14 protein-coding genes are annotated in these 18,955 nt (G+C 65.2%); 2 read left to right on the top strand and 12 right to left on the bottom strand.

Annotated elements, in window-relative coordinates:
- Positions 1–141: 141 nt before the first annotated feature.
- A complete protein-coding gene (gene ilvD, locus AB5K84_RS23865) occupies positions 142–1,992 on the bottom strand; it encodes a dihydroxy-acid dehydratase (RefSeq protein WP_011087307.1) in 1,851 nt (616 codons plus the stop codon).
- Positions 1,993–2,189: 197 nt separating this feature from the next.
- Entirely contained in the window at positions 2,190–3,059 is an 870-nt protein-coding gene (locus tag AB5K84_RS23860; protein WP_231166481.1) for a VOC family protein, read from the bottom strand.
- Positions 3,060–3,962: 903 nt separating this feature from the next.
- On the opposite strand from AB5K84_RS23860, the gene AB5K84_RS23855 reads away from it, so the two are divergent.
- Both AB5K84_RS23855 and AB5K84_RS23850 read left to right on the top strand, forming a co-directional pair.
- Positions 3,963–6,209 carry a TOMM precursor leader peptide-binding protein gene (locus tag AB5K84_RS23855; protein ID WP_011087309.1) on the top strand — a complete coding sequence of 749 codons (2,247 nt, stop codon included), beginning with the start codon at positions 3,963–3,965 and terminating at the stop codon, positions 6,207–6,209.
- Positions 6,210–6,304: 95 nt separating this feature from the next.
- Complete coding sequence (locus AB5K84_RS23850) at positions 6,305–7,681, top strand: SagB/ThcOx family dehydrogenase (RefSeq protein WP_038967434.1); 1,377 nt, start codon at positions 6,305–6,307, stop codon at positions 7,679–7,681.
- A gap of 39 nt (positions 7,682–7,720) precedes the next feature.
- On the opposite strand, the gene AB5K84_RS23845 is transcribed toward AB5K84_RS23850, so the two are convergent.
- From AB5K84_RS23845 to pncA, 10 genes are all read right to left on the bottom strand, one after another.
- Positions 7,721–8,683, bottom strand: a complete 963-nt coding sequence (locus AB5K84_RS23845; RefSeq protein ID WP_011087311.1) for an ABC transporter permease — start codon at positions 8,681–8,683, stop codon at positions 7,721–7,723.
- Positions 8,680–9,609: an ABC transporter permease gene (locus AB5K84_RS23840; protein ID WP_038967433.1), complete on the bottom strand. Its 930-nt coding sequence runs from the start codon at positions 9,607–9,609 to the stop codon at positions 8,680–8,682. The genes AB5K84_RS23845 and AB5K84_RS23840 overlap by 4 nt, the downstream gene beginning before the upstream one ends.
- On the bottom strand, positions 9,609–10,595 hold the full coding sequence (locus AB5K84_RS23835; protein WP_011087313.1) for an ABC transporter ATP-binding protein: 987 nt from the start codon (positions 10,593–10,595) through the stop codon (positions 9,609–9,611). Before AB5K84_RS23835 ends, AB5K84_RS23840 begins: the two co-directional genes overlap by 1 nt.
- Positions 10,592–11,575: an ABC transporter ATP-binding protein gene (locus tag AB5K84_RS23830; RefSeq protein WP_011087314.1), complete on the bottom strand. Its 984-nt coding sequence runs from the start codon at positions 11,573–11,575 to the stop codon at positions 10,592–10,594. Before AB5K84_RS23830 ends, AB5K84_RS23835 begins: the two co-directional genes overlap by 4 nt.
- A gap of 1 nt (position 11,576) precedes the next feature.
- The gene (locus tag AB5K84_RS23825; protein ID WP_011087315.1) at positions 11,577–13,214 is read right to left on the bottom strand and encodes an ABC transporter substrate-binding protein; all 1,638 of its coding nucleotides are present in this window, start codon (positions 13,212–13,214) and stop codon (positions 11,577–11,579) included.
- Positions 13,215–13,244: 30 nt separating this feature from the next.
- Positions 13,245–14,060, bottom strand: a complete 816-nt coding sequence (locus AB5K84_RS23820) for a sugar phosphate isomerase/epimerase family protein (RefSeq protein ID WP_011087316.1) — start codon at positions 14,058–14,060, stop codon at positions 13,245–13,247.
- Between the two features lie 460 nt (positions 14,061–14,520).
- Positions 14,521–14,904: a GrlR family regulatory protein gene (locus AB5K84_RS23815; RefSeq protein ID WP_038967432.1), complete on the bottom strand. Its 384-nt coding sequence runs from the start codon at positions 14,902–14,904 to the stop codon at positions 14,521–14,523.
- A 38-nt stretch (positions 14,905–14,942) separates the two neighbouring features.
- Positions 14,943–16,976: an NAD(+) synthase gene (locus AB5K84_RS23810; RefSeq protein ID WP_011087318.1), complete on the bottom strand. Its 2,034-nt coding sequence runs from the start codon at positions 16,974–16,976 to the stop codon at positions 14,943–14,945.
- A gap of 135 nt (positions 16,977–17,111) precedes the next feature.
- A complete protein-coding gene (locus AB5K84_RS23805) occupies positions 17,112–18,227 on the bottom strand; it encodes an alpha/beta fold hydrolase (protein ID WP_011087319.1) in 1,116 nt (371 codons plus the stop codon).
- Between the two features lie 16 nt (positions 18,228–18,243).
- Positions 18,244–18,888 carry a bifunctional nicotinamidase/pyrazinamidase gene (gene pncA, locus AB5K84_RS23800; RefSeq protein ID WP_011087320.1) on the bottom strand — a complete coding sequence of 215 codons (645 nt, stop codon included), beginning with the start codon at positions 18,886–18,888 and terminating at the stop codon, positions 18,244–18,246.
- Between the last annotated feature and the right edge of the window lie 67 nt (positions 18,889–18,955).

The following is an 18,955-nucleotide window of genomic DNA, read 5'->3' as shown; positions in this document are numbered from 1 at the left end:
GCAGTATACGCGGCAAAAATCCTGAGCTGCCGAACTTCGTTGAGGCATCCTTAATGCGAACGGCCGGCTCTCCCCGGCCATTCAGGACTTGTTGACCATGCGCGACCGCGGCACCCGCGATCGCGCGCGCGCAAGCCGCGCTCAGTTCGAGCGGCGCTTCACTTCGCGCACCGCGCCGCGCGCGGCGCTGGTGGTGAGCGCAGCGTAAGCCTGGAGCGCGGTGGAAACGTTGCGCTTGCGGCCCGTCGCCTGCCAGGCGGCGTCCCCCTTCGCCTCTTCCGACGCGCGGCGCTTGGCGAGCTCCTCGTCGGAAACCTCCAGCGTGATGCTGCGGTTCGGAATGTCGATCGCGATAAGGTCGCCGGTCCGCACCAGGCCGATGTTGCCGCCCTCGGCGGCTTCCGGCGACAGATGTCCGATCGACAGGCCGGACGAGCCGCCCGAGAAGCGTCCGTCGGTGACGAGCGCGCAGGCTTTGCCGAGGCCCATCGATTTCAGATAGCTGGTCGGATACAGCATTTCCTGCATGCCGGGGCCGCCGCGCGGGCCTTCGTAGATGATGACCACGACCTCACCGGCGACGACCTTGCCGCCCAAAATGCCTTCGACGGCCGCGTCCTGGCTCTCGAACACGCGCGCGGGGCCGGAGAATTTCAGGATCGAGGCGTCGACGCCGGCAGTCTTCACGATGCAGCCGTCCTGTGCGAGGTTGCCGTAGAGCACGGCGAGACCGCCATCCTTGCTGAAGGCGTGTTCGAGATCGCGCACGACGCCCTTCTCGCGATCGGCATCGAGCTCGTCGTAGCGACGCTCCTGGCTGAATGCGACTTGCGTCGGGATGCCGCCGGGCGAGGCACGATAGAAGGTGCGCACCGCCTCGCTCTTGGAGCGCTTGATGTCCCAACGCTCCAGCGCGTCAGCCATGGTCGGCGCATGCACGGTCGAGACCGACGTATCGATCAGGCCGGCGCGATCGAGCTCGCCGAGAATGCCCATGATGCCGCCGGCGCGGTGCACGTCCTCGACATGGACGTCGGCAACCGACGGCGCGACCTTGCAGAGCACGGGAACACGGCGCGACAGCCGGTCGATATCCTTCATGGTGAACGCGACCTGCCCTTCGTGAGCCGCCGCAAGCAGATGCAGCACGGTGTTGGTCGAGCCGCCCATCGCGATGTCGAGCGTCATCGCGTTCTCGAACGCCTTGAAGTTCGCGACGTTGCGCGGCAGCACCGAGGCATCGTCCTGCTCGTAATAGCGGCGGACGAGATCGACGATGGTATGGCCGGCCTCGACGAACAGCCGCTTGCGGTCGGCATGGGTCGCGACCACCGAGCCGTTGCCGGGCAGCGCGAGGCCGAGCGCTTCGGTCAGGCAGTTCATCGAATTCGCGGTGAACATGCCCGAGCAGGAGCCGCAGGTCGGGCACGCCGAGCGCTCGATCACCTTGACGTCTTCGTCGCTGACCTTGGAGTCCGCCGCGGCAACCATGGCGTCGATGAGGTCGACGGCCTTGGTCTTGCCCTGGAGCTTGACCTTGCCGGCCTCCATCGGCCCGCCCGAGACGAACACGGCCGGGATGTTGAGCCGCAGCGCCGCCATCAGCATGCCGGGCGTGATCTTGTCGCAATTGGAGATGCAGACGAGGCCGTCGGCGCAATGGGCGTTGGCCATGTATTCGACGCTGTCGGCGATCAGCTCGCGCGACGGCAGGCTGTAGAGCATGCCGTCATGGCCCATGGCGATACCGTCATCGACCGCGATGGTGTTGAATTCCTTGGCGACGCCGCCGGCCTGCTCGATCTCGCGGGCGACGAGCTGGCCGAGGTCCTTGAGATGGACATGGCCAGGCACGAACTGGGTGAAGGAGTTGACGACCGCGATGATCGGCTTGCCGAAGTCCGCATCCTTCATGCCGGTCGCGCGCCAGAGGCCGCGGGCACCCGCCATGTTGCGGCCGTGGGTGGTGGTGCGGGAGCGATAGGCTGGCATGGCGGTTTCCGTCCTCGGTTTGGCTGGCCGGCGGGAAAATGGAAGCCGCCTCAGGCCTTTCCGGCCGGATAGCGCACGGGGTCGGCTGGCGCAACGGGAACTTGGGCCGGACAGGGCCGGATCGGTCTTTCGCAGGCCTCCCCTGCTCCCGGCGCGGCCTATTGGAAGGACGCGCCGGCGCCGGGCAGACGCTGTAGCTAGCGCTTCGGCTTGGGCAGCACAATTCTCCCCTGTGAGGCAACGTCGCCCCACTTGGCGGACCACCCGACTTCCGAGGCCGAGGATGGCTCGATGCCCGCCTGACCTCGGGCCCCCTGCAGTGCAAACAGGGCGCCCTGGGGATCGACACATCGTGCGATCCAGCAGCCATCGGGCAATTCGATCGGACCTTGGAGGATCCGGCCTCCACCGGCATTCACCTGCTTAGTCGCAGCGCCGATGTCGTCGACATTGAAGTAATGCAGCCAGCATGGCTGCGCTACGCTCGGAAGTTTCGTCAGCATGCCGCCGACCGTTTGTCCGTCCGCCGAAAACAATTGATACCAGTCCGCTGGATCGGCTTGAGCGTCGGCCTTCTGCCAACCAAATAATGCTCTGTAGAAATCGAAGATCACGGTCCGGTCGCCGGCCAATAGCTCGTGCCAACCGACGCGCCCCGGCTCGTCCAGCCCGCCCGGCTTCGATCGGCCATGTGTCGGTTCCTCGATCAGACCGAACGTCGCCTTCTGCGGATCGGCAACGACTGCTATTCGGCCAATGTTGGTGTCGGTCGGCGGCACAAAGATCGTGCCTCCGAGACGCCTGATCTGTGCGGCGGTCCCGTCCAGGTCATCGACGGCGACGTAACCCATCCATCTCGGCGTTGCCCCCAATCTCCGCCCCTCGTCCGGGATATCCAAAAGTCCGCCGACCGGAACGCTGCCGCTGCGAACCACCGTGTAAGCCAGCTTCGGAGTCGACTCATCCTTCAAACCCCAGCCGACCGCCTTGCGATAAAATGCGCCTGCTGCCGCGACATCCGTGGTCAGGAGTTCGTACCAAGCGAAACGTCCGAGTTGATCTGCCACGCCGATCTCTCCGTTCAAGCCTGGATGCGATTGCGGCACCGCACCAAGCTGCACTCCGTGCGCGCCCGCCATGTACGTGGATCGGTGATGCCCTGTGTCAACGGGTCGGGCCAATGCTGTTCATGAAGATGAATACACTCTGAACGTGCGGCGCCACGCTTTTGGGCGCGCAATTGTTGCCTGCCCTATTTTCCGGGCGTAGAGTTAGCGCGGCTGGGATGCTTCTTGCAATGCACGGAGGTTCGACCATGCGGCAGGCGAAGCGATCTTCTAAAACGAAGAAGCGAGTAACCAAAGTCGCCGTGCCTGCGTTCGGGGCGGCAGGCCTGACTTTTTCGCTAGCGGGAGGCGCATCGGCATCGGCCGTGCCGGCACCCGACGTACAGCATATGCCGAACCTTGTACCGGGTCAGGCAATCACGCTCGATGAAGAGGAAATGGCCGACGTCAGCCTCGCCACCTTCCATCTCTTCGACAAGGAAAACGTCGGTAGCCGCGTGCAGTTGGCATGGCGCGGATGCGGTGGTTGCCGCGGCTGCAGAGGCTGTCGAGGTTGCCGCGGTTGCCGATGTGGCGTCGGTTGCCGGTGTGCTGGATGTGCTGTTGGTGTTGTAGGGTGCGCCGTATCATGCGCGGGTTGCTGCGCATCGTGGGGGCGCTGCCGCTGGTGCTAGGCCTCGGCGCGTTCCGGAACGCCTGTCCACAAGCCGACATATCTCATTGGCCGGCCCCTTTGTCACGGCCGGCCAAATGCTTGGTTTCTCTACGGCGCTTGCATCGATGGCTTGCCGGTGACGGGCGAATTTGTTTCAACTCTCTGGGAAAATACCAGCGCGCGGGCACGACGATCCATCTTGCGCCGGCGATCTGACGTAACGGCAACCGGATCGGCGTGCTGACGCAATGAATGCCAATAGCAAGACCCGCGTCCCGCGGCAGACCCGCAAAGACCTCCTCCGATTTGCACCGAACTTCACCGCCTACTTACTGCCTCCCGATGCGGTTTGCCTCTATTCCGAGGATCGCAAGTTCTTCCTGCACGGCGAACTCTACTGCGCCTTGGCCACCGCGATCGGAGAACATGGCAACGCCAGGCCGGCGATCATTCGCCAGCTTTCGAAGCGCTTCCCGGCCGACAAGATCGAGGAGGCGATCAAGCGGCTCCTCGATCGCCGATATGTCGTTGCGCGGGTATCGCCAGCATTCGACGAAGCCGTCGGCGGTTTTTGGGCAAGCCTCGGCCTGTCTCCGGAAGTCGCGGAGCAAAATCTTCGCAGTTGCTCCGTGCAGATCGAGTCGATTGACGTCAAAGGCGCCAAGGAGCTGACCGCGGCCTTGAGTAGGCTCGGCGTTCAAATCGCCAAGCGCTCGCCAAAGCTCACGATCACGCTGGTGAACGATTATCTTGACCGCCGGCTCGCCGAACTGAACCAGGAACGCGTAGCCGGCAAGACGCATTGGCTGTTGGTGCAGCCGTCCGGCGCGTTTCCGCTGGTCGGGCCCATGTTCAAACCGGGCGAAAGCTCGTGCTGGACTTGCCTGTTCGATCGCATGATCCGCAACAGGGAGATCAAGGGGTTTCTTGACCGGGGACCGGCGCGTGCGGTCGCCATATCGCCGCTCGTCAACCATCCCGTCGGACGGACCGCAATCCATTTCGCAGCCGTCGAGATCGCCAAGGCAATCGCCTCGGGCTTTCGCACTGATCTGCGCGATCACATCGCAAGCTTCGACCTGGCCGGCGCCGTCATCGCAAAGCACTATGTCGCGCGACGCCCGCAATGCCCAACCTGCGGCAGCAAGAAGCTGCACAACCCGCGCCGATCCCCGGCCCTGGTCGAGATCGCCGAAGGCAAGAAGCTCGTCATGACCAGCGGTGGATATCGCACCATGACGTCGCGGGCCACGGTGTCGCGCTTCCGCAAGCATGTGAGCCCGCTGACCGGCGTGGTCACGCGGCTTGAGCGGATCGAGGCCGATCTGCCGATGAACACCAATTACTTCGCCCAGCATAATTTCTCCGCGCCGGCCCACAGCATCGACCAGCTCAGGTCCGGATTGAGCGGGGGCAGCTTTGGCAAGGGCTCGACTGCCGAGCAGGGCGAGGCCAGCGCGCTGATGGAATCGATCGAACGCTATTCGGGCATTTTCCAAGGCGATGAGATCAGGACGACGCGCCGCTTTGTCGATTTCGCGCCCGGCGACGCGCTTCTTCCCAACGACGTCCAGCTCTTCAGCGAAACACAGTTCAAGAACAGGTTTCTCCAGCAGCCGGACGATCCCCATCCGGTTCCCGAGCCGTTCGATCCCTCGACGAGGACCGAGTGGTCGCCGGTCTCATCGTTGCGCGACAAACGCTTCAAATATCTGCCGACCGGCCTGCTGTACTTCTTCTATGGCGGCTTTCATACGGATTCCAACGGCTGCGCGGCCGGTAATACCCGCGACGAAGCCATCGTTCAGGGCTTCCTGGAACTGATCGAGCGCGATGCCTACGCGATCTGGTGGTATAATCAGGTGCAGCGCGCCGCGGTCGATCTCGAGCAATTCGACGATTTCTATGTCCGGGATCTCCAGGCTCAATTTGCGGATGCCGGGCGCAAGCTGTGGGTGCTCGATGTCACCACCGACCTCGGCATTCCGACTTACGTGGCTATCATGCACTGGATGCAGAATGGACACGAAAATATCGAGTTCGGTTCCGGCGCGCATTTCGACCGCCACATAGCCCTGCTGCGCTCCCTCACCGAACTGACCCAATTTATGTCCGTCGGCATGATGGGCGGCGCAAGCGGCGAGAAGCCGACCCTTGACGGTGTCACGCCGCTGCGCCTGGAAAACTACCCGTTCCTGACACCGAGCGACCGCCCGATCGTCCCCCCGGCGCCGAGCCTCAAGCTCCACGACAATACGCGTGACCAGGTCATTGCCTGCGTCGAGATCGCCGCCCGTGCAGGCTACGATTTCCTCGTCCTCGACCAGACACGTCCCGACGTCGAGGTTCCGGTCGTCAGAGTGCTCGTTCCCGGCTTGCGTCATTTCTATCGCCGCTTCGCACCGGGCCGCCTTTACGATGTGCCGGTGAAGCTCGGATTGTTGGACCGGCCGCGACTGGAAAGCGATCTGACTTCGTTCCTCCCACACACCTGAAGGGTTGCCCTTTCGTGCGCGCTCCCCGGAAAAAGCCGACCAGGAAGATCGCGCCAGACATTGCTGCCCGATTGAGCCATCGCTTCTCCCTCCAGATGCAGCCGGACGGAAACCTCGTCGCCTTTCTGGGCGACTATTCCGTCAACCTCGGACAATTCAGTAAGGCCGCGATAGACCGCGCGCGACATCTGAGCACCGGCCTTCCGCTCGCGTCCTTTGCAGGCAAGAGCGCCGTCGCGAGAGACGTCGACGCCCTGGTACACCGCTTGGCCCGGCAGGGGCTTCTGGAATACCGCCTCGCCTCCTCGTGCGACGAGCGGGACCTCGTGGTCATCGAGCCTCAAGTCCCCGAATACTGGCCGCGACGCGCGAAGCTGGGCAACCGTGATACCATTGTGTTGTCACGCTTTGCCTATCTGCGCCGGCGCGGCAATGAGATGGTTCTGGAATCGCCACGCGCCGGCGCGCTGTTCCGGATTGGCGATCCCGCCGTCGCCGCCACCCTTGCTGCGCTGTCGCAGCCTCAGAAGATCGGCAAGCTCAACCGGAAGGCAGCCACTTTCAATCTCTGTCTGCTCGAACTGTTGGTGGAAAGCCGGATCCTGCTCAAGCTCGATGCGAAAGACGGACAAGGCCTGCGAGTGAATGAAGGCGACGGCAATCTCGTTCTCTGGGATTTCCATGACCTGGTGTTTCACACGCGGAGCACGGAGGGGCGGCAAGCCAATCCGGTCGGCGCCGCTTTCACCTATGCGAGCATCGTTCCGCCGCTGCCTGCGGTGCGCCCGCCCTGGCCCGGCAGCAAGATCGACCTACGCAAATTCTCCTCCCCGGAGCCGATCTCTCTCTTCCCGAAGCTGTTGCGCGAACGCCATTCAACACGAGATTTCGACGACAAGAATCCTGTCACGCTCGGCGAACTCGCACAGTTTCTCGACACCACCGCGCGCGTCGTGTCCGAATGGAAGAGCGGCCCGTATTTTGACGGCGGTCCCGACGTCACCTACAGCACGAGGCCATATCCGTCGGCGGGCAGCGCCTACGAGCTGGAATTGTACCTGACGGTCTCGAACTGCGAAGGACTTGCGCGCGGACTCTACCACTACGATGCAGGGAGCCACGCGCTGGTGGCGATCAGCGCCTCCACCCAACAACTCCAGGCGCACGCGGTGGCAGCCCAGTTCGCCATGGACGCGCCGGGTCAGCCACAAATCCTGATCACGATCGCGGCGCGCTTTGGGCGGGTCTCCTGGAAATACAGCTCAATCGCATATTCGTTGATCCTGAAGGATGTCGGCAGCCTGATCCAGACGTTTTACCTGGCCGCGACCGATATGGACCTCGGCGGCTGCGCCATCGGGAGCACCAACATCGACCTGTTCGCGACAATGACGGAGCTGGAATTCCATATAGAAGGCCCGGTCGGTCAATTCGCGCTCGGGCGCGGCAGGAAGCTCGATATCCCGAGCTAGAAGCTCGGGTAGTTCGGCGCTCGCCTCTCGCCAGTCGCGCTATTGCAGAGTGGGATCGAGCCGGTCGCGCAGCCAGTCGCCGATCACGGAGACCGCCAGCGTGGTGACGACGATGGTGGTCGCCGGCGCCAGCATGATCCAGGGCGCCCGGGTAAGGTATTCGCGGCCGTAGCCGACCATGTTGCCGAGGCTGGTCATCGGCGGCTGCACGCCGAGGCCGAGGAAGGACAGGCCCGACTCCATCAGGATCACCTCGGGGAAGACCAGCGTCGTCGACACGATCAGGGTCGAGGCGATGTTGGGCAGGATGTGCCGGAGGTAAATCCGCGACGGCGTCGCGCCGAGCTGACGGACCGCGGCGGCATAGCCTTGGGCGTTGGCGGAGATGGCCAGTCCCCGCGCGATGCGGGCGTAGCGCTCCCAGCCGAACAGGCCCATCAGGCCGATCAGCAGCGGCAGCGAATTGCCGAAGAAGGCGAGCACGGCCAGCGCCATGATCAGGAAGGGCATGCTGGCCTGGAAATCGGTCAGCATCAGCACGAGCTGCTCGACGGTCCCGCGGAAATGCGCGGCGAAAAAGCCGAGCGTGGTGCCGACAATCGCCGAGATCGCGGTGGCGCCGAAGGCGATCAGGAGCGAGATGCGGATCGAGACGAGGAGGCGCGACAGCACGTCGCGGCCAAGCTCGTCGGTGCCGAGCCAGTGCGCGACATTGCCGGGCGACGCCAGACGATTGCGCAGGTCGAGCTGGGTGTAGCCATAGGGCGCGATCTTCTCGGCGAAGGCCGCAATCACCAGCATCGCGACGATCCAGGTGACCGCAAGCGCGACAGACACCGGGATCGCCGGCAGGCTGATGCGGCGGCGGACGCTAGAGCCCTTTCCGTTCCGATGAAATCGGAACGGGGCTCTAGATTCCAGTTTTGACGCGTTTTCTCTACGCGAACCGGTGTCCACTTCGCTTGAAAACGCTTCGGTGTCCTTCAGCGTCGCGTCGGTCATGCATGCGCTCCCTTGGCGCGCAGCCGCGGATCGAGGAAGCCGTAGAGGAAGTCGACGACCAGGTTCGACGTGACCATGGTCAACGCAACCAGCAGCAGGATGCATTGCACGACCGCGAGGTCGCGGTTGGCGACGGCGACGACAAGCAGGCGCCCTACCCCCGGCCACGAAAACACGCTCTCGACCACGACGGCGCCCGCGATCAGCGTTCCCACCATGAAGCCGAGAATGGTGACGGTCGGGATCGCCGCATTTGGCAGCGCATGCGAGGTCACCACCCTGCGCCACGGCACACCCTTGGCGGAAGCCGTACGGATATAGGGCTGGCCCAGCACCTCCAGCATCGCGCTGCGGGTGAAGCGCGCCAGCACCGCTGCGCCGCCAAGGCTCAGCGTCGCGATCGGCAGGATCGCGTGACGCCAGCTGTCCTGCCCGCCCGACGGCAGCCAGCCCAGCTGCACGGCGAAGACGAGCACGAGCAGCAGCGCAAGGACAAAACTCGGCACGGTGAACCCGGCGACCGCCGTCATCATCACGGCACGGTCGATCGCAGAGCCGCGATGCAGCGCGGCGTAGATGCCGGCGGGAACGCCGAGCGCGACCTTGAAGAAGAACGCCGGCAGCGTCAGCGCCAATGTTGCGGGGATCCGCTCAAGGACGAGTTGGATCGCGGGACGGCCGTCGCGCATGGAGCGGCCGAGCTCGCCTCGCGCGATGGCGCTGAAGTAATCGAGATACTGGAACCAGATGGGATCATCCAGCCCCCACGCCTTGCGGAATGCAGCGATCACCTCCGGCGGCGCTTCCGGTCCCAAAATCATCAGGGCCGGATCGCCTGACAGCCGCAGCACGACGAAGGCGAAGGTGACGACGAGCACGATCGTCAGCGCCGCGCGTCCGATGCGAATGGCGAAATAGCGTCCCATCACGCGGCGTCCCGCGTTTGGGCGCCCGTGACGAGGTGGCAGGCGACCTGCCTGTCACCGCCGACGGCCGAGAGCGCCGGCACCTCGCTCGCGCAGCGCGCGATCGCGCGCGGGCAACGCGGATGGAAGGCGCAGCCTCGGGGGCGCGCGGCCGGGTTCGGCGGATCGCCCGCCAGTACGATGCGGCCCGCGCTGCGGCGGCCCGGCGCCGGCGAGGCCGAGACGAGTGCCTGCGTATAGGGATGCTCCGGCCGCGCAAAGAGATCGTCGGCGCTGCCGATCTCGACGATGCGGCCGAGATACATCACGGCGACGATATTGCTGATCTGGCGGACGACGCGCAGGTCGTGGCTGATGAAGAGCAGCGTGAGACCAAGCTGTCCCTGAAGATCGGCGAGCAAATTCACCACCTGCGCCTGGATCGAGACATCGAGCGCGCTGACCGGCTCGTCGCAGACGAGGAAATCAGGTTTTGTCGCCAACGCCCGCGCCAGCACGATGCGCTGGCGTTGTCCGCCCGAGAGTGCGCCGGGATAGCGCGCGCCATGCGCAGGCGTCAGTTCGACCGCCTGCAGCAATTCGCGCACCCGCTCATCGCGTTCGCCCGGCGTACCGAGGCCATGAATGTCCAAGGGCTCGCGGATCTGTGTCGCGACCGGCAAGCGCCGGTCCAGCGCTCCCAATGGATCCTGGAAGATCATCTGCATGCGCGCCCGCTGCGCGCGCCACGCCTGCGTGCCAGGCGCTGCCATGGGCTTGCCGTCAAACCGCACCTCGCCGCGATCGGGCGGCTCGAGGCCGAGCACGATGCGACCCGTGGTGGATTTACCCGAGCCGGACTCGCCGACGAGGCCCAGCGTTTCGCCCTTGGGGATGGCCAGCGAGACGCCATCGACCGCATGGACGGCCGTGCTCCGGCCGAACATCCCGGAACGCATGCTGTAGCTGCGCGAGATCGCGGACACTTCGACGAGCGGCGCGCTCATTCGGCGGCGATCCCAAGCAGTGCGCGGCGCGAGGCCTCGGCCCGGATGCACGCGACCGCGCGGTCGTTCGTGATCGGTGCCAGGCTCGGCGCGGCGAGGCCGCACGGCCCGGCCGCCAACGCGCAACGCGGCGCGAACGCACAGCCATCAGGCATACTCGCGGGATCGGGCACCGTGCCGGGAATGGCGGTGAGGCGCCGGCGCGGACCGTCGAGCGGCGGCAGCGCGCCGATCAGGCCTTGTGCGTAGGGATGCACGGGATCGGCGAAGAGCTGGTTGGCCGGCGCCTCCTCGATGATGCGGCCGGCATACATCACGGCGACGCGGTCGCAATTCTCGGCGACGACGCCGAGGTCGTGGCTAATCAGGACCATCGCCATGCTCATCTCGCGGCGGATCGACGAGAGCAGCTCCAGGATCTGGGCTTGAATGGTGGCGTCGAGCGCGGTGGTCGGCTCGTCCGCAATCAGCAGGTCGGGATTTCCGGCGAGCGCCATCGCGATCATGATGCGCTGCACCTGACCGCCGGAGAATTCATGCGGATAGGCGGACAGCCGCCGGCCTGCGTCGGGAATGCCGACGAGATCGAGCAGCCGTCGCGCTTCGGCTTTCACCGCTTCTCCAGAGAGATCGCGATGCAGCGCCAGGGCCTCGCAGAGCTGCTTGCGGATGGTCAGCACCGGGTTGAGCGCGCTCGCCGGATCCTGGAAGATCATGGCGACCCGCCCGCCCCGGACCCGATCGAGTTCAACCGCGGGCGCGCCCAGGAGCTCGTGCCCGTCGAGCCGCACCGAGCCCAGGACCCGCGCATGCCGCGGCAGCAGGCCCAGCGCGGCAAGCCACGTCACCGACTTGCCGGAGCCGGATTCCCCGACGAGGCCGAGGGCCTCGCCCTTGCGCAGGGTGAGATCGACGCCACGCAGCACCGGCACGCCGTTGAAGGCGACGCTCAGGCCTTCAATGCTGACCAGCGGCGACACCTCAGGCCTCGAAATTGCCGGCGCGGAAATCCATCGCGAAGGCGGGCGATGCCTTCCACTTGATCGATTTCGGCTTGGCCGTGAAGGTCGCGTTCTGATGCAGCACCGTGTAGGCGGGGTCCTCGCGCTCGGCGATCTCCAGCATGCGGCGGAACGCCTTCTTGCGCGCCGCGCGGTCGGTCGAGGTTTCCAAGAACTCCGAAAGCGTGTTCAGCTCGGCGTTGGTCCACTCGCCGATCTGTTGCTGCTGGCCGTTCGGCCCGTGCTGGGCGACCAGCGAGGAGACGGGATCGTTGAAGGCGGCCGAGTTCGACCAGTCGCGCACGGCGCGCGTGGGCGCACGTTCCATGATCTGCGACCAGTTCTCCTTGGTCTCGATCTGGACGTTGAGGCCGACCGACTTCCACATCTCGACCAGGACCTGCGCGGTCGCGACCTGGTTGGTGTAGTAGTTGTTGAGCAGGCGATACGGGATCGGATCGCCCTTGTAGTTGGCCTGCTTCAGCAGGTCCTGCGCGAGCTTCGGATCATAGGCCGGCACGTTCCAGTCGGCATTGAACATGTCGCCGTAGAATTCCCACTGCAGGCCCTTCGGCACGCGGGTGCGGCCGGCCCACAGGCTGTCGACGATGGCCTGGCGGTCGATCGCGTGGGTAAAGGCGCGCCGCACCAGCGGATTGGCGAGCTGGGCGTGGTTCTTGTCGAACACGGTCAGGCGGTGATTGAGGATGGTGCCGCCCTGCACTTCGAACGCCGCATTCTTCTCGATGCCGGCGATCTGGTCCGGCGGGATGTCGCAAGCGAACTGGTACTCGCCCGAGAGCAGCCCGTTGATGCGGCTCGCGACTTCAGGGACTTCGAGGAAGCGGATGCGCTTGAGCGGCGGACGGCCGCCCCAATATTCATCGTGTGCTTCCAGCGTCAGCGAGACGTCGGGCTTGAGCTCGACGACCCGGTAGGGCCCGGTGGTAACAGGCTTGCGCGCCCAGTCGAGATAGCTTGCGGACTCGTCCCAGGCCCGGCGGTTCATGATGTCGGAGCCGTAGCGCGACAGCCGGCCTTCGATGGTGACGTCGGGCGTCGCGTTGTAGAAGCGCACGGTGTATTTGTCGACGGCGTCGACGCGCACGAGGTCCGGCCAGATCCGGCGCGCGACGGCGGGCACATCGGGCGGCAGTTCCTTGCCCGGACGCGGCGTCGGGATCTTCTCGAAGGCCTGGATGGTGGAGCGGCTCTTGGCCTCGGTCTCGCCGAACATGCGTTCGCGGCTGAAGGAGAAGACCACGTCCTCCGCCGTCAGCTCGTCGCCATTGTGGAACTTGACGCCCTGGCGCAGCTTCACCTCGACGGTCTGGTCGTCGATGCGGCGCCACTCGGTCGCAAGGCCCGGCACGGCCTCGAGGCTGCCGCGCCAGTTCTTGGAAATCAGGCCCTCCCAGATCGAGGAGAAGAACACGCGCTCGCCGACATTGGACTGCTCGCGCAGCACGTCCAGCACGTTCGCGTTGGTCACCTTCTGCACGGCGATCGTCACCGACGGACGATTGTCGCCTTGCGCGATAGCAAAGCGCGGCAGCAGCAGCGTGCCCGCAGCCGCGGTGCCGGATTTCAGGATGGTGCGACGGGTGAGTTTGCTCATGACGATAGGCCCTGCCCTTGATGAGGTCGGTTATTCTGCGAGGCCAAGCGCGGCGAGATGGGCTGCGCCGGCGCGGACGTCGTCGTGTTTGCGGAGTTCGAGGATCAGCCGCGGGTTCGAGGTCAGCCGGCCCAGCGCGCGGAACACCGCGACCCACGGGATGTTGCCCTCGCCCGGCGCCCAGTGCCGGTCGGCAAAGCCGTCGGTGTCCTGGAGATGCACATGCGTCAGCATGTCGCCGGCGGTCTCGACATAGTAGTCGACCGGCGGCGCGCCGGTGGAGATGTGGGCGTAGTTGGCGTGGCCGGTGTCGAGCGAGACGCGGACCTTGCCGCTCTCCAGCGCCTTGGCGAGGCGCACGCGGTCGCGCGGATCTTTGTCCTCGATGTTCTCGATGACGATCTCGCAGCCGGTCGTCTCGGCACGCGCGATCACTTCGGCGAGGGTCGCCCTGACCCGTTCGACCAGATTGCCGCGATTGTCCGGATAAAGATCGAGATTGTTGTGGTCCCAGGTCGTGAACGGCGAATGGATCACCATCTGCGTGGCGCCGAGGAACTCGGCGGCTTCCAGCCCCTGCAGCAGGCGCTTGGTCACCGCCTGGCGGATCATCGGGTCGTGGCTGTCGATCTTGAAACCCCAGAACGGCCCGTGGATGCCGAGCCGACCGGTATGGCCTGCGAGCATCTGCTTGATCTCGCCGGCGGTCGCGCGCCAGTCGCTATCGAGGAGATCGGCGCGGAAGAAATCCTGGATCTCGAGATCGCGCTGCCGTTCCAGAAGCCAGTCGCGATGCGCGGGGATCGATTTGATGGACAGTGCGGCGCCCAACACCGGCTTCGACATGGCTTGCTCCTTTGACCGTCAGCAATGACGGGAGCAGCGCTAGACCAGTTCAATGACAGGCCCGTGAAACCGATGTTCCGCAGCGTCGAGCAGATGTGGACATCCCGCGCGTCGCCAGCATCGATGTTGTGCAGCGGCGCTGGCGTCGATGCAGGCACGTGCAGTCTGCCGCAGAAGCAAGCTGAATCGTGTCCGTAGTGCTCCGGAATGGAATCCTATTCCGATGTCGCGTACATCGCGCGACATCGATCGGCGGCCACTTCCAAGGGCATCACCCTCTGATCGCGCACCACGGGGTTGGGGGACCACATGGGGCGGGGGATCGAAGGCTGGGGCAAGGTGACGAGGTCCGGACTCCTAGGCACTCCGGACCTCGTGCTTTCCTTCAGCGCGAGCCTGCCAGCATATCGCTAGGCCCACATAGACCCACTCCACAGCAGCTCCGGCTGGCGCCCTCGGCTCACATCGCATCCTTCAGCGTCAGCCGCGCCGTGAACGTCACGCTGATCTTGCCGACCAGCGCCATTCCCTCGACTTCCGCGCCACCGGGGAAATAATCGCCGGAAAAGCCGCAGGTGACCTCCCTGCCTCCGAACACGAGAGACCGGCCGACCGCTTCTGTGTGCTGGTTGACGATCATGTCGCCACGCCATTTCCCGTTCCGGAACGTGTAGCTGCCGGTGTAGTAGAAATAGCTGTCACCACCCATGATACGTCCGTCGCAGAGCACGACCACGCCCCGCGCCTGCCCGCGCTTGCCGTCACGCATTTCGATGTCGAAGATGTAAAGGCCGTTGACGACGCTGGCCTCTTCACCCGTTTCTGAGCCTTCCCCGGCCGACATCAGATCGTCTCCCCAGCAATGTCGATCCGCCGCGTCATTCAGTTCGGTACGTTCCGGTCGAGATCCTCGAGCCATGCCGCTGCGCTCGAATCCGACGGTGCACGCCAGTCGCCGCGCGGCGACAGCGAGCCGCCGGCCGAAACCTTCGGGCCGTTCGGCATGGCCGAGCGCTTGAACTGGCTGAAGGCGAAGAAGCGGCGCAGGAACACTTCGAGCCAGCGGCGGATCTCGGGAAGCTCGTAGGCCTTGCGCCGATCGTTCGGGAACGCTGGCGGCCATTCGCCCTTGGCGACATCCTTCCACGCCTGGAGCGCCATGAAAGCGATCTTGGACGGCCGCATGCCGAAGCGGAGCGTATAGAACAGGTTGAAATCCTGGAGCTCGTAGGGGCCGACGGAGGCTTCGGTGCTTTGCGGTTTCTCGCCGGGCTTGACCGGAACCAGCTCGGGCGAGATTTCGGCCGACAGGATCGAGGCAAGCGTCCGGTTGACGTCATCGCTGAACTGCTGCGAGGCGATCACCCAGCGGATCAGATGCTGAATCAGCGTCTTCGGCACGCCGGCATTGACATTGTAGTGCGCCATCTGGTCGCCGACGCCATAGGTGCACCAGCCCAGCGCGAGCTCGGAGAGATCGCCGGTTCCGATGACGATGCCGCCGTGGTGGTTGGCGAGGCGGAACAGATAGTCCGTGCGCAGACCCGCCTGCACGTTCTCGAAGGTGACGTCGTAGACCTTCTCGCCCTTGCCGAAGGGATGGCCGATATCCTTCAGCATCTGGGTTGCAGTGGTGCGGATGTCGAGTTCCTGCCAATTCGTCTGCAAGGACTTCATCAGCGCCAGCGCATTGGTCTTGCTCTCGCTGCCGGTGGCAAATCCCGGCATCGTGTAGGCGAGGATGTTTTCACGCGGCAGGCCGAGCAGGTCGACGGCCTTGGCGGCGACGATCAGCGCGTGGGTGGAATCGAGCCCGCCCGAGACGCCGATGACGACGCGCTTGGTGCCGGTCGCGCGCATGCGCTGCACGAGGCCGGCGACCTGGATGTTGTAGGCCTCGTAGCAGTCCTGCTCGAGCAGGCTCTCGTCGCTCGGCACGAACGGAAAGCGCTCGACCTTGCGCAGGAAGCCGATATCGGAGGCCGGCGGCTTCAACGCGAACGTCACCTTGCGGAAGAACGCCTCGCGCTGCCGGCGGTTGTCGTCGAACGTCCCCATCAAGGCGCGTTCCTGCCTGAGCAGGTCGAGATCGACGTCGGCGAACGTGATCTGGCCGCCCTGGCGGAACCGCTCGCCCTCGGCCAGCAGCACGCCGTTCTCGTAGATCGAGGTCTGGCCATCCCAGGCCAGATCAGTGGTCGATTCCCCTGCCCCTGCGGCGGAATAGACGTAGGCCGCGAGGCAGCGCGCCGAGGTCGATTGGCACAGCAGTGCGCGCGAGCGCGCCCGGCCGATCGTGATCGGGCTGCCCGAGAGGTTTATCAGCACGCTGGCGCCTGCGAGCGCGAGCTCCGAGGCCGGGGTCACCGGGATCCACATGTCCTCGCAGATCTCGACGCCGATGGTGAGGCCCGGCACGTCCTCGGCCGCGAACAGCAGATCGACGCCGAACGGTGCATGCAGCCCGCCGAAGACGATCGTCTCTCCGGCGATGCCGGCGCCGGAGGCGAAATGCCGCCCCTCGTAGAACTCACGGTAGGTCGGCAGGTAACTCTTCGGCACCACGCCGAGGACGTTGCCGCGATGAATGACGACGGCGCAATTGTAGATGCGATGACCAAAGCGCAGCGGCGCGCCGACGATCAGGACGGTCATCAATGCATCGGAGGCCTCGACGATGGCCGCGAGACCGCGCTCGACGGCGTCGAGCAGCGGATCCTGCTTGACCAGGTCTTCGATCGCATAGCCGGACAGGCACAGCTCGGGAAACACGGCAACCGCCGCCGACTGTTCGTGGCAGGCATTGGCGGCCGCCAGGATGGCCTTGGCATTGGCCGAGGGATCGGCGACGTGGGAGGTGGTCACGCAGGCCGCCACGCGCGCAAATCCGTGGGCGTAGATCGAGTGGAAAGTCATCGAGCGCAGTACCTTTAATCTCTTTCCGGCCGGCCGCAGCCGTCAGCTCCAGCCTATGTAGCTCATCGATCCGGCTCCGTGCAGGCCATTCGCCATCATGCATAACGGATTTGCGCCTCGCTCTGGCCGGCGAGCTCAGGCGCTGCGGGCCAGGACGCCGGTCAGATCGTCGCGCAGCCACTGGGCGATCCGGGGCCAGGCATGCGCGTGGGTCCGCGCACCCATGAACAGGCCGAGGTGATTGCTCGGCTCGGAGGCCGCCGCAATGAAGGCTGGCGGCGTGCCGACAAGGCCGGCGGTGGCGAGCGCCTGCGTCACCGGCACCACTTCGTCGTCGAGCCCGGCCAGCAGGAAGATCGGCGCCTTGACGTCCTTCAGATCAATCGCGCGGCCGAGCGCCACGAAGTTGCCGCCGGCAATCTGGTTCTCCCGGAAAATCCGGTTGACGATCTCGAGATAGTAAGTGCCCGGCAGATCGAGCGTCTCCACGTTCCACTGGTCGAAACGCGCGAGCAGTGCCCCGCCTTCCTCGTCGGATAGGCCCACTTGCAAGGCGGCTGCGATATCCTCGCGGCTTGGCGTCCTTGACCAGAAGCGCAGCATCTCCTCGCCACTGACATTGCCTCCGCCACGCGCGACGAGCTGGTCGTAGACCATCTCCGGCGCGTTGCGGGCGAGCCTGGATAGCGAGGAATCGATCGACAGGTCGACCGGAGCGCCGACCAGGACCAACCGCCGCACCTTGGCCGGAAAGCGCGCCGCATAGAGCAGCGACAGCCAGCCACCCTGGCACAGGCCGACGAGATCGACCGGGACGCCGATCTCGTCGATGGCGACGTTGAGATCGGCAAGATAGCTGTCGATCGAGAGATAGCGCATGTCAGGGGTGGCCGAGCGCCAGTCGGTGAGATAGACCCGGTCGATGCCGCCATTCTGCAGCGACTGCACCACGCTGTGGCCGGGCGCGAAGTCGGCGATCAGGGCCCGATGCAGCGCATAGGGTGCGCAGACCAGCGCCGGCTGGCCGGACCGGTCCTTCGTGCAATCGCGCAGGTGCATGGTCGCAAGCTCCAGCGCGACCGTGTTGGGCGTCGTCCACGGCAGGCTGCTGTCGGCAGGCTCGTCCGGCCCGCGCTCCATCCATCCGAACCAGGCGTCCATGGCGAGCCGCGCCGCCGCAAACGGCCACAGCAGCGGATCGCCAGGGACATGGTCCGGCCCGCCCGGCTGTTTGCCTGTCTTCGCCGCCATGGCTATCTCGCGATTCTCACAGGAATGCCTCGAAGCTGATCACGGAAATGCTGAGCTCGACAAAACTCCGATGGGCTGCAGCCACAGAACCGTCGAGGTCGATGCCACGGCAGGCATCCTCGATCACCACGACCTCGCACCCGGCCTTGCGGGCGTCCTCTGCCGAAAAGCGGACGCAGAAGTCGAGCGCGAGCCCCGCGACGAAGACGGTCTTCAACTCGCGCTCGCGCAAATACCCGAGCAGGCCCGTCGGCGTCCTGTGGTCGTTCTCGAACAGCGCAGAATAGGAATCGATGCCGCGCCGAAAACCCTTGCGCACCACCAGGCTCGCCCGGGTGACGTCCAGCTCCCCATGGAATTCGGCGCCCGCCGTGCCCTGCACGCAATGCGTCGGCCAGAGCACCTGGCTGCCGTAGTCCAGCTCGATGGTCTGGAACGGCTGCTTGCCCGCATGATTCACCGCGAAGGAGACGTGGTCGCTCGGATGCCAGTCCTGGGTCAGCACCACATTGGCGAATTTTTGGGCGATACGGTTGATGGCTGGCACGACTTTCTCGCCGCCGGGCACGGCCAGTGCCCCGCCGGTGCAGAAGTCGTTCTGCACGTCGATCACCAGCAGCACGTCGCGGTCGGAAATCTTCATCGCAAGGCCCCATTCCATTTGCCGGCTCCGCCGGCGCCGAACGCTCCCTCCAATGTCGATCTTCCGGTGCGGCTTCGCAACCGCC

It is taken from the genome of Bradyrhizobium sp. 1200_D9_N1_1 (assembly GCF_052075915.1).
Lineage (GTDB): Bacteria > Pseudomonadota > Alphaproteobacteria > Rhizobiales > Xanthobacteraceae > Bradyrhizobium > Bradyrhizobium diazoefficiens.
The sequence above is the reverse complement of the archived record's forward strand: the minus strand, read 5'-3'. Positions and strand labels throughout refer to the sequence as shown.

Excerpts from the sequence above, each read along its gene's own strand:
- ilvD (WP_011087307.1), bottom strand. The coding sequence starts at position 1,992 with ATGCCAGCCTATCGCTCCCGCACCACCACCCACGGCCGCAACATGGCG.
- AB5K84_RS23855 (WP_011087309.1), top strand. The coding sequence starts at position 3,963 with ATGAATGCCAATAGCAAGACCCGCGTCCCGCGGCAGACCCGCAAAGAC.
- AB5K84_RS23850 (WP_038967434.1), top strand. The coding sequence starts at position 6,305 with ATGCAGCCGGACGGAAACCTCGTCGCCTTTCTGGGCGACTATTCCGTC.
- AB5K84_RS23845 (WP_011087311.1), bottom strand. The coding sequence starts at position 8,683 with ATGACCGACGCGACGCTGAAGGACACCGAAGCGTTTTCAAGCGAAGTG.
- AB5K84_RS23840 (WP_038967433.1), bottom strand. The coding sequence starts at position 9,609 with ATGGGACGCTATTTCGCCATTCGCATCGGACGCGCGGCGCTGACGATC.
- AB5K84_RS23835 (WP_011087313.1), bottom strand. The coding sequence starts at position 10,595 with ATGAGCGCGCCGCTCGTCGAAGTGTCCGCGATCTCGCGCAGCTACAGC.
- AB5K84_RS23825 (WP_011087315.1), bottom strand. The coding sequence starts at position 13,214 with ATGAGCAAACTCACCCGTCGCACCATCCTGAAATCCGGCACCGCGGCT.
- AB5K84_RS23820 (WP_011087316.1), bottom strand. The coding sequence starts at position 14,060 with ATGTCGAAGCCGGTGTTGGGCGCCGCACTGTCCATCAAATCGATCCCC.
- AB5K84_RS23815 (WP_038967432.1), bottom strand. The coding sequence starts at position 14,904 with ATGTCGGCCGGGGAAGGCTCAGAAACGGGTGAAGAGGCCAGCGTCGTC.
- AB5K84_RS23810 (WP_011087318.1), bottom strand. The coding sequence starts at position 16,976 with ATGACTTTCCACTCGATCTACGCCCACGGATTTGCGCGCGTGGCGGCC.
- AB5K84_RS23805 (WP_011087319.1), bottom strand. The coding sequence starts at position 18,227 with ATGGCGGCGAAGACAGGCAAACAGCCGGGCGGGCCGGACCATGTCCCT.
- pncA (WP_011087320.1), bottom strand. The coding sequence starts at position 18,888 with ATGGAATGGGGCCTTGCGATGAAGATTTCCGACCGCGACGTGCTGCTG.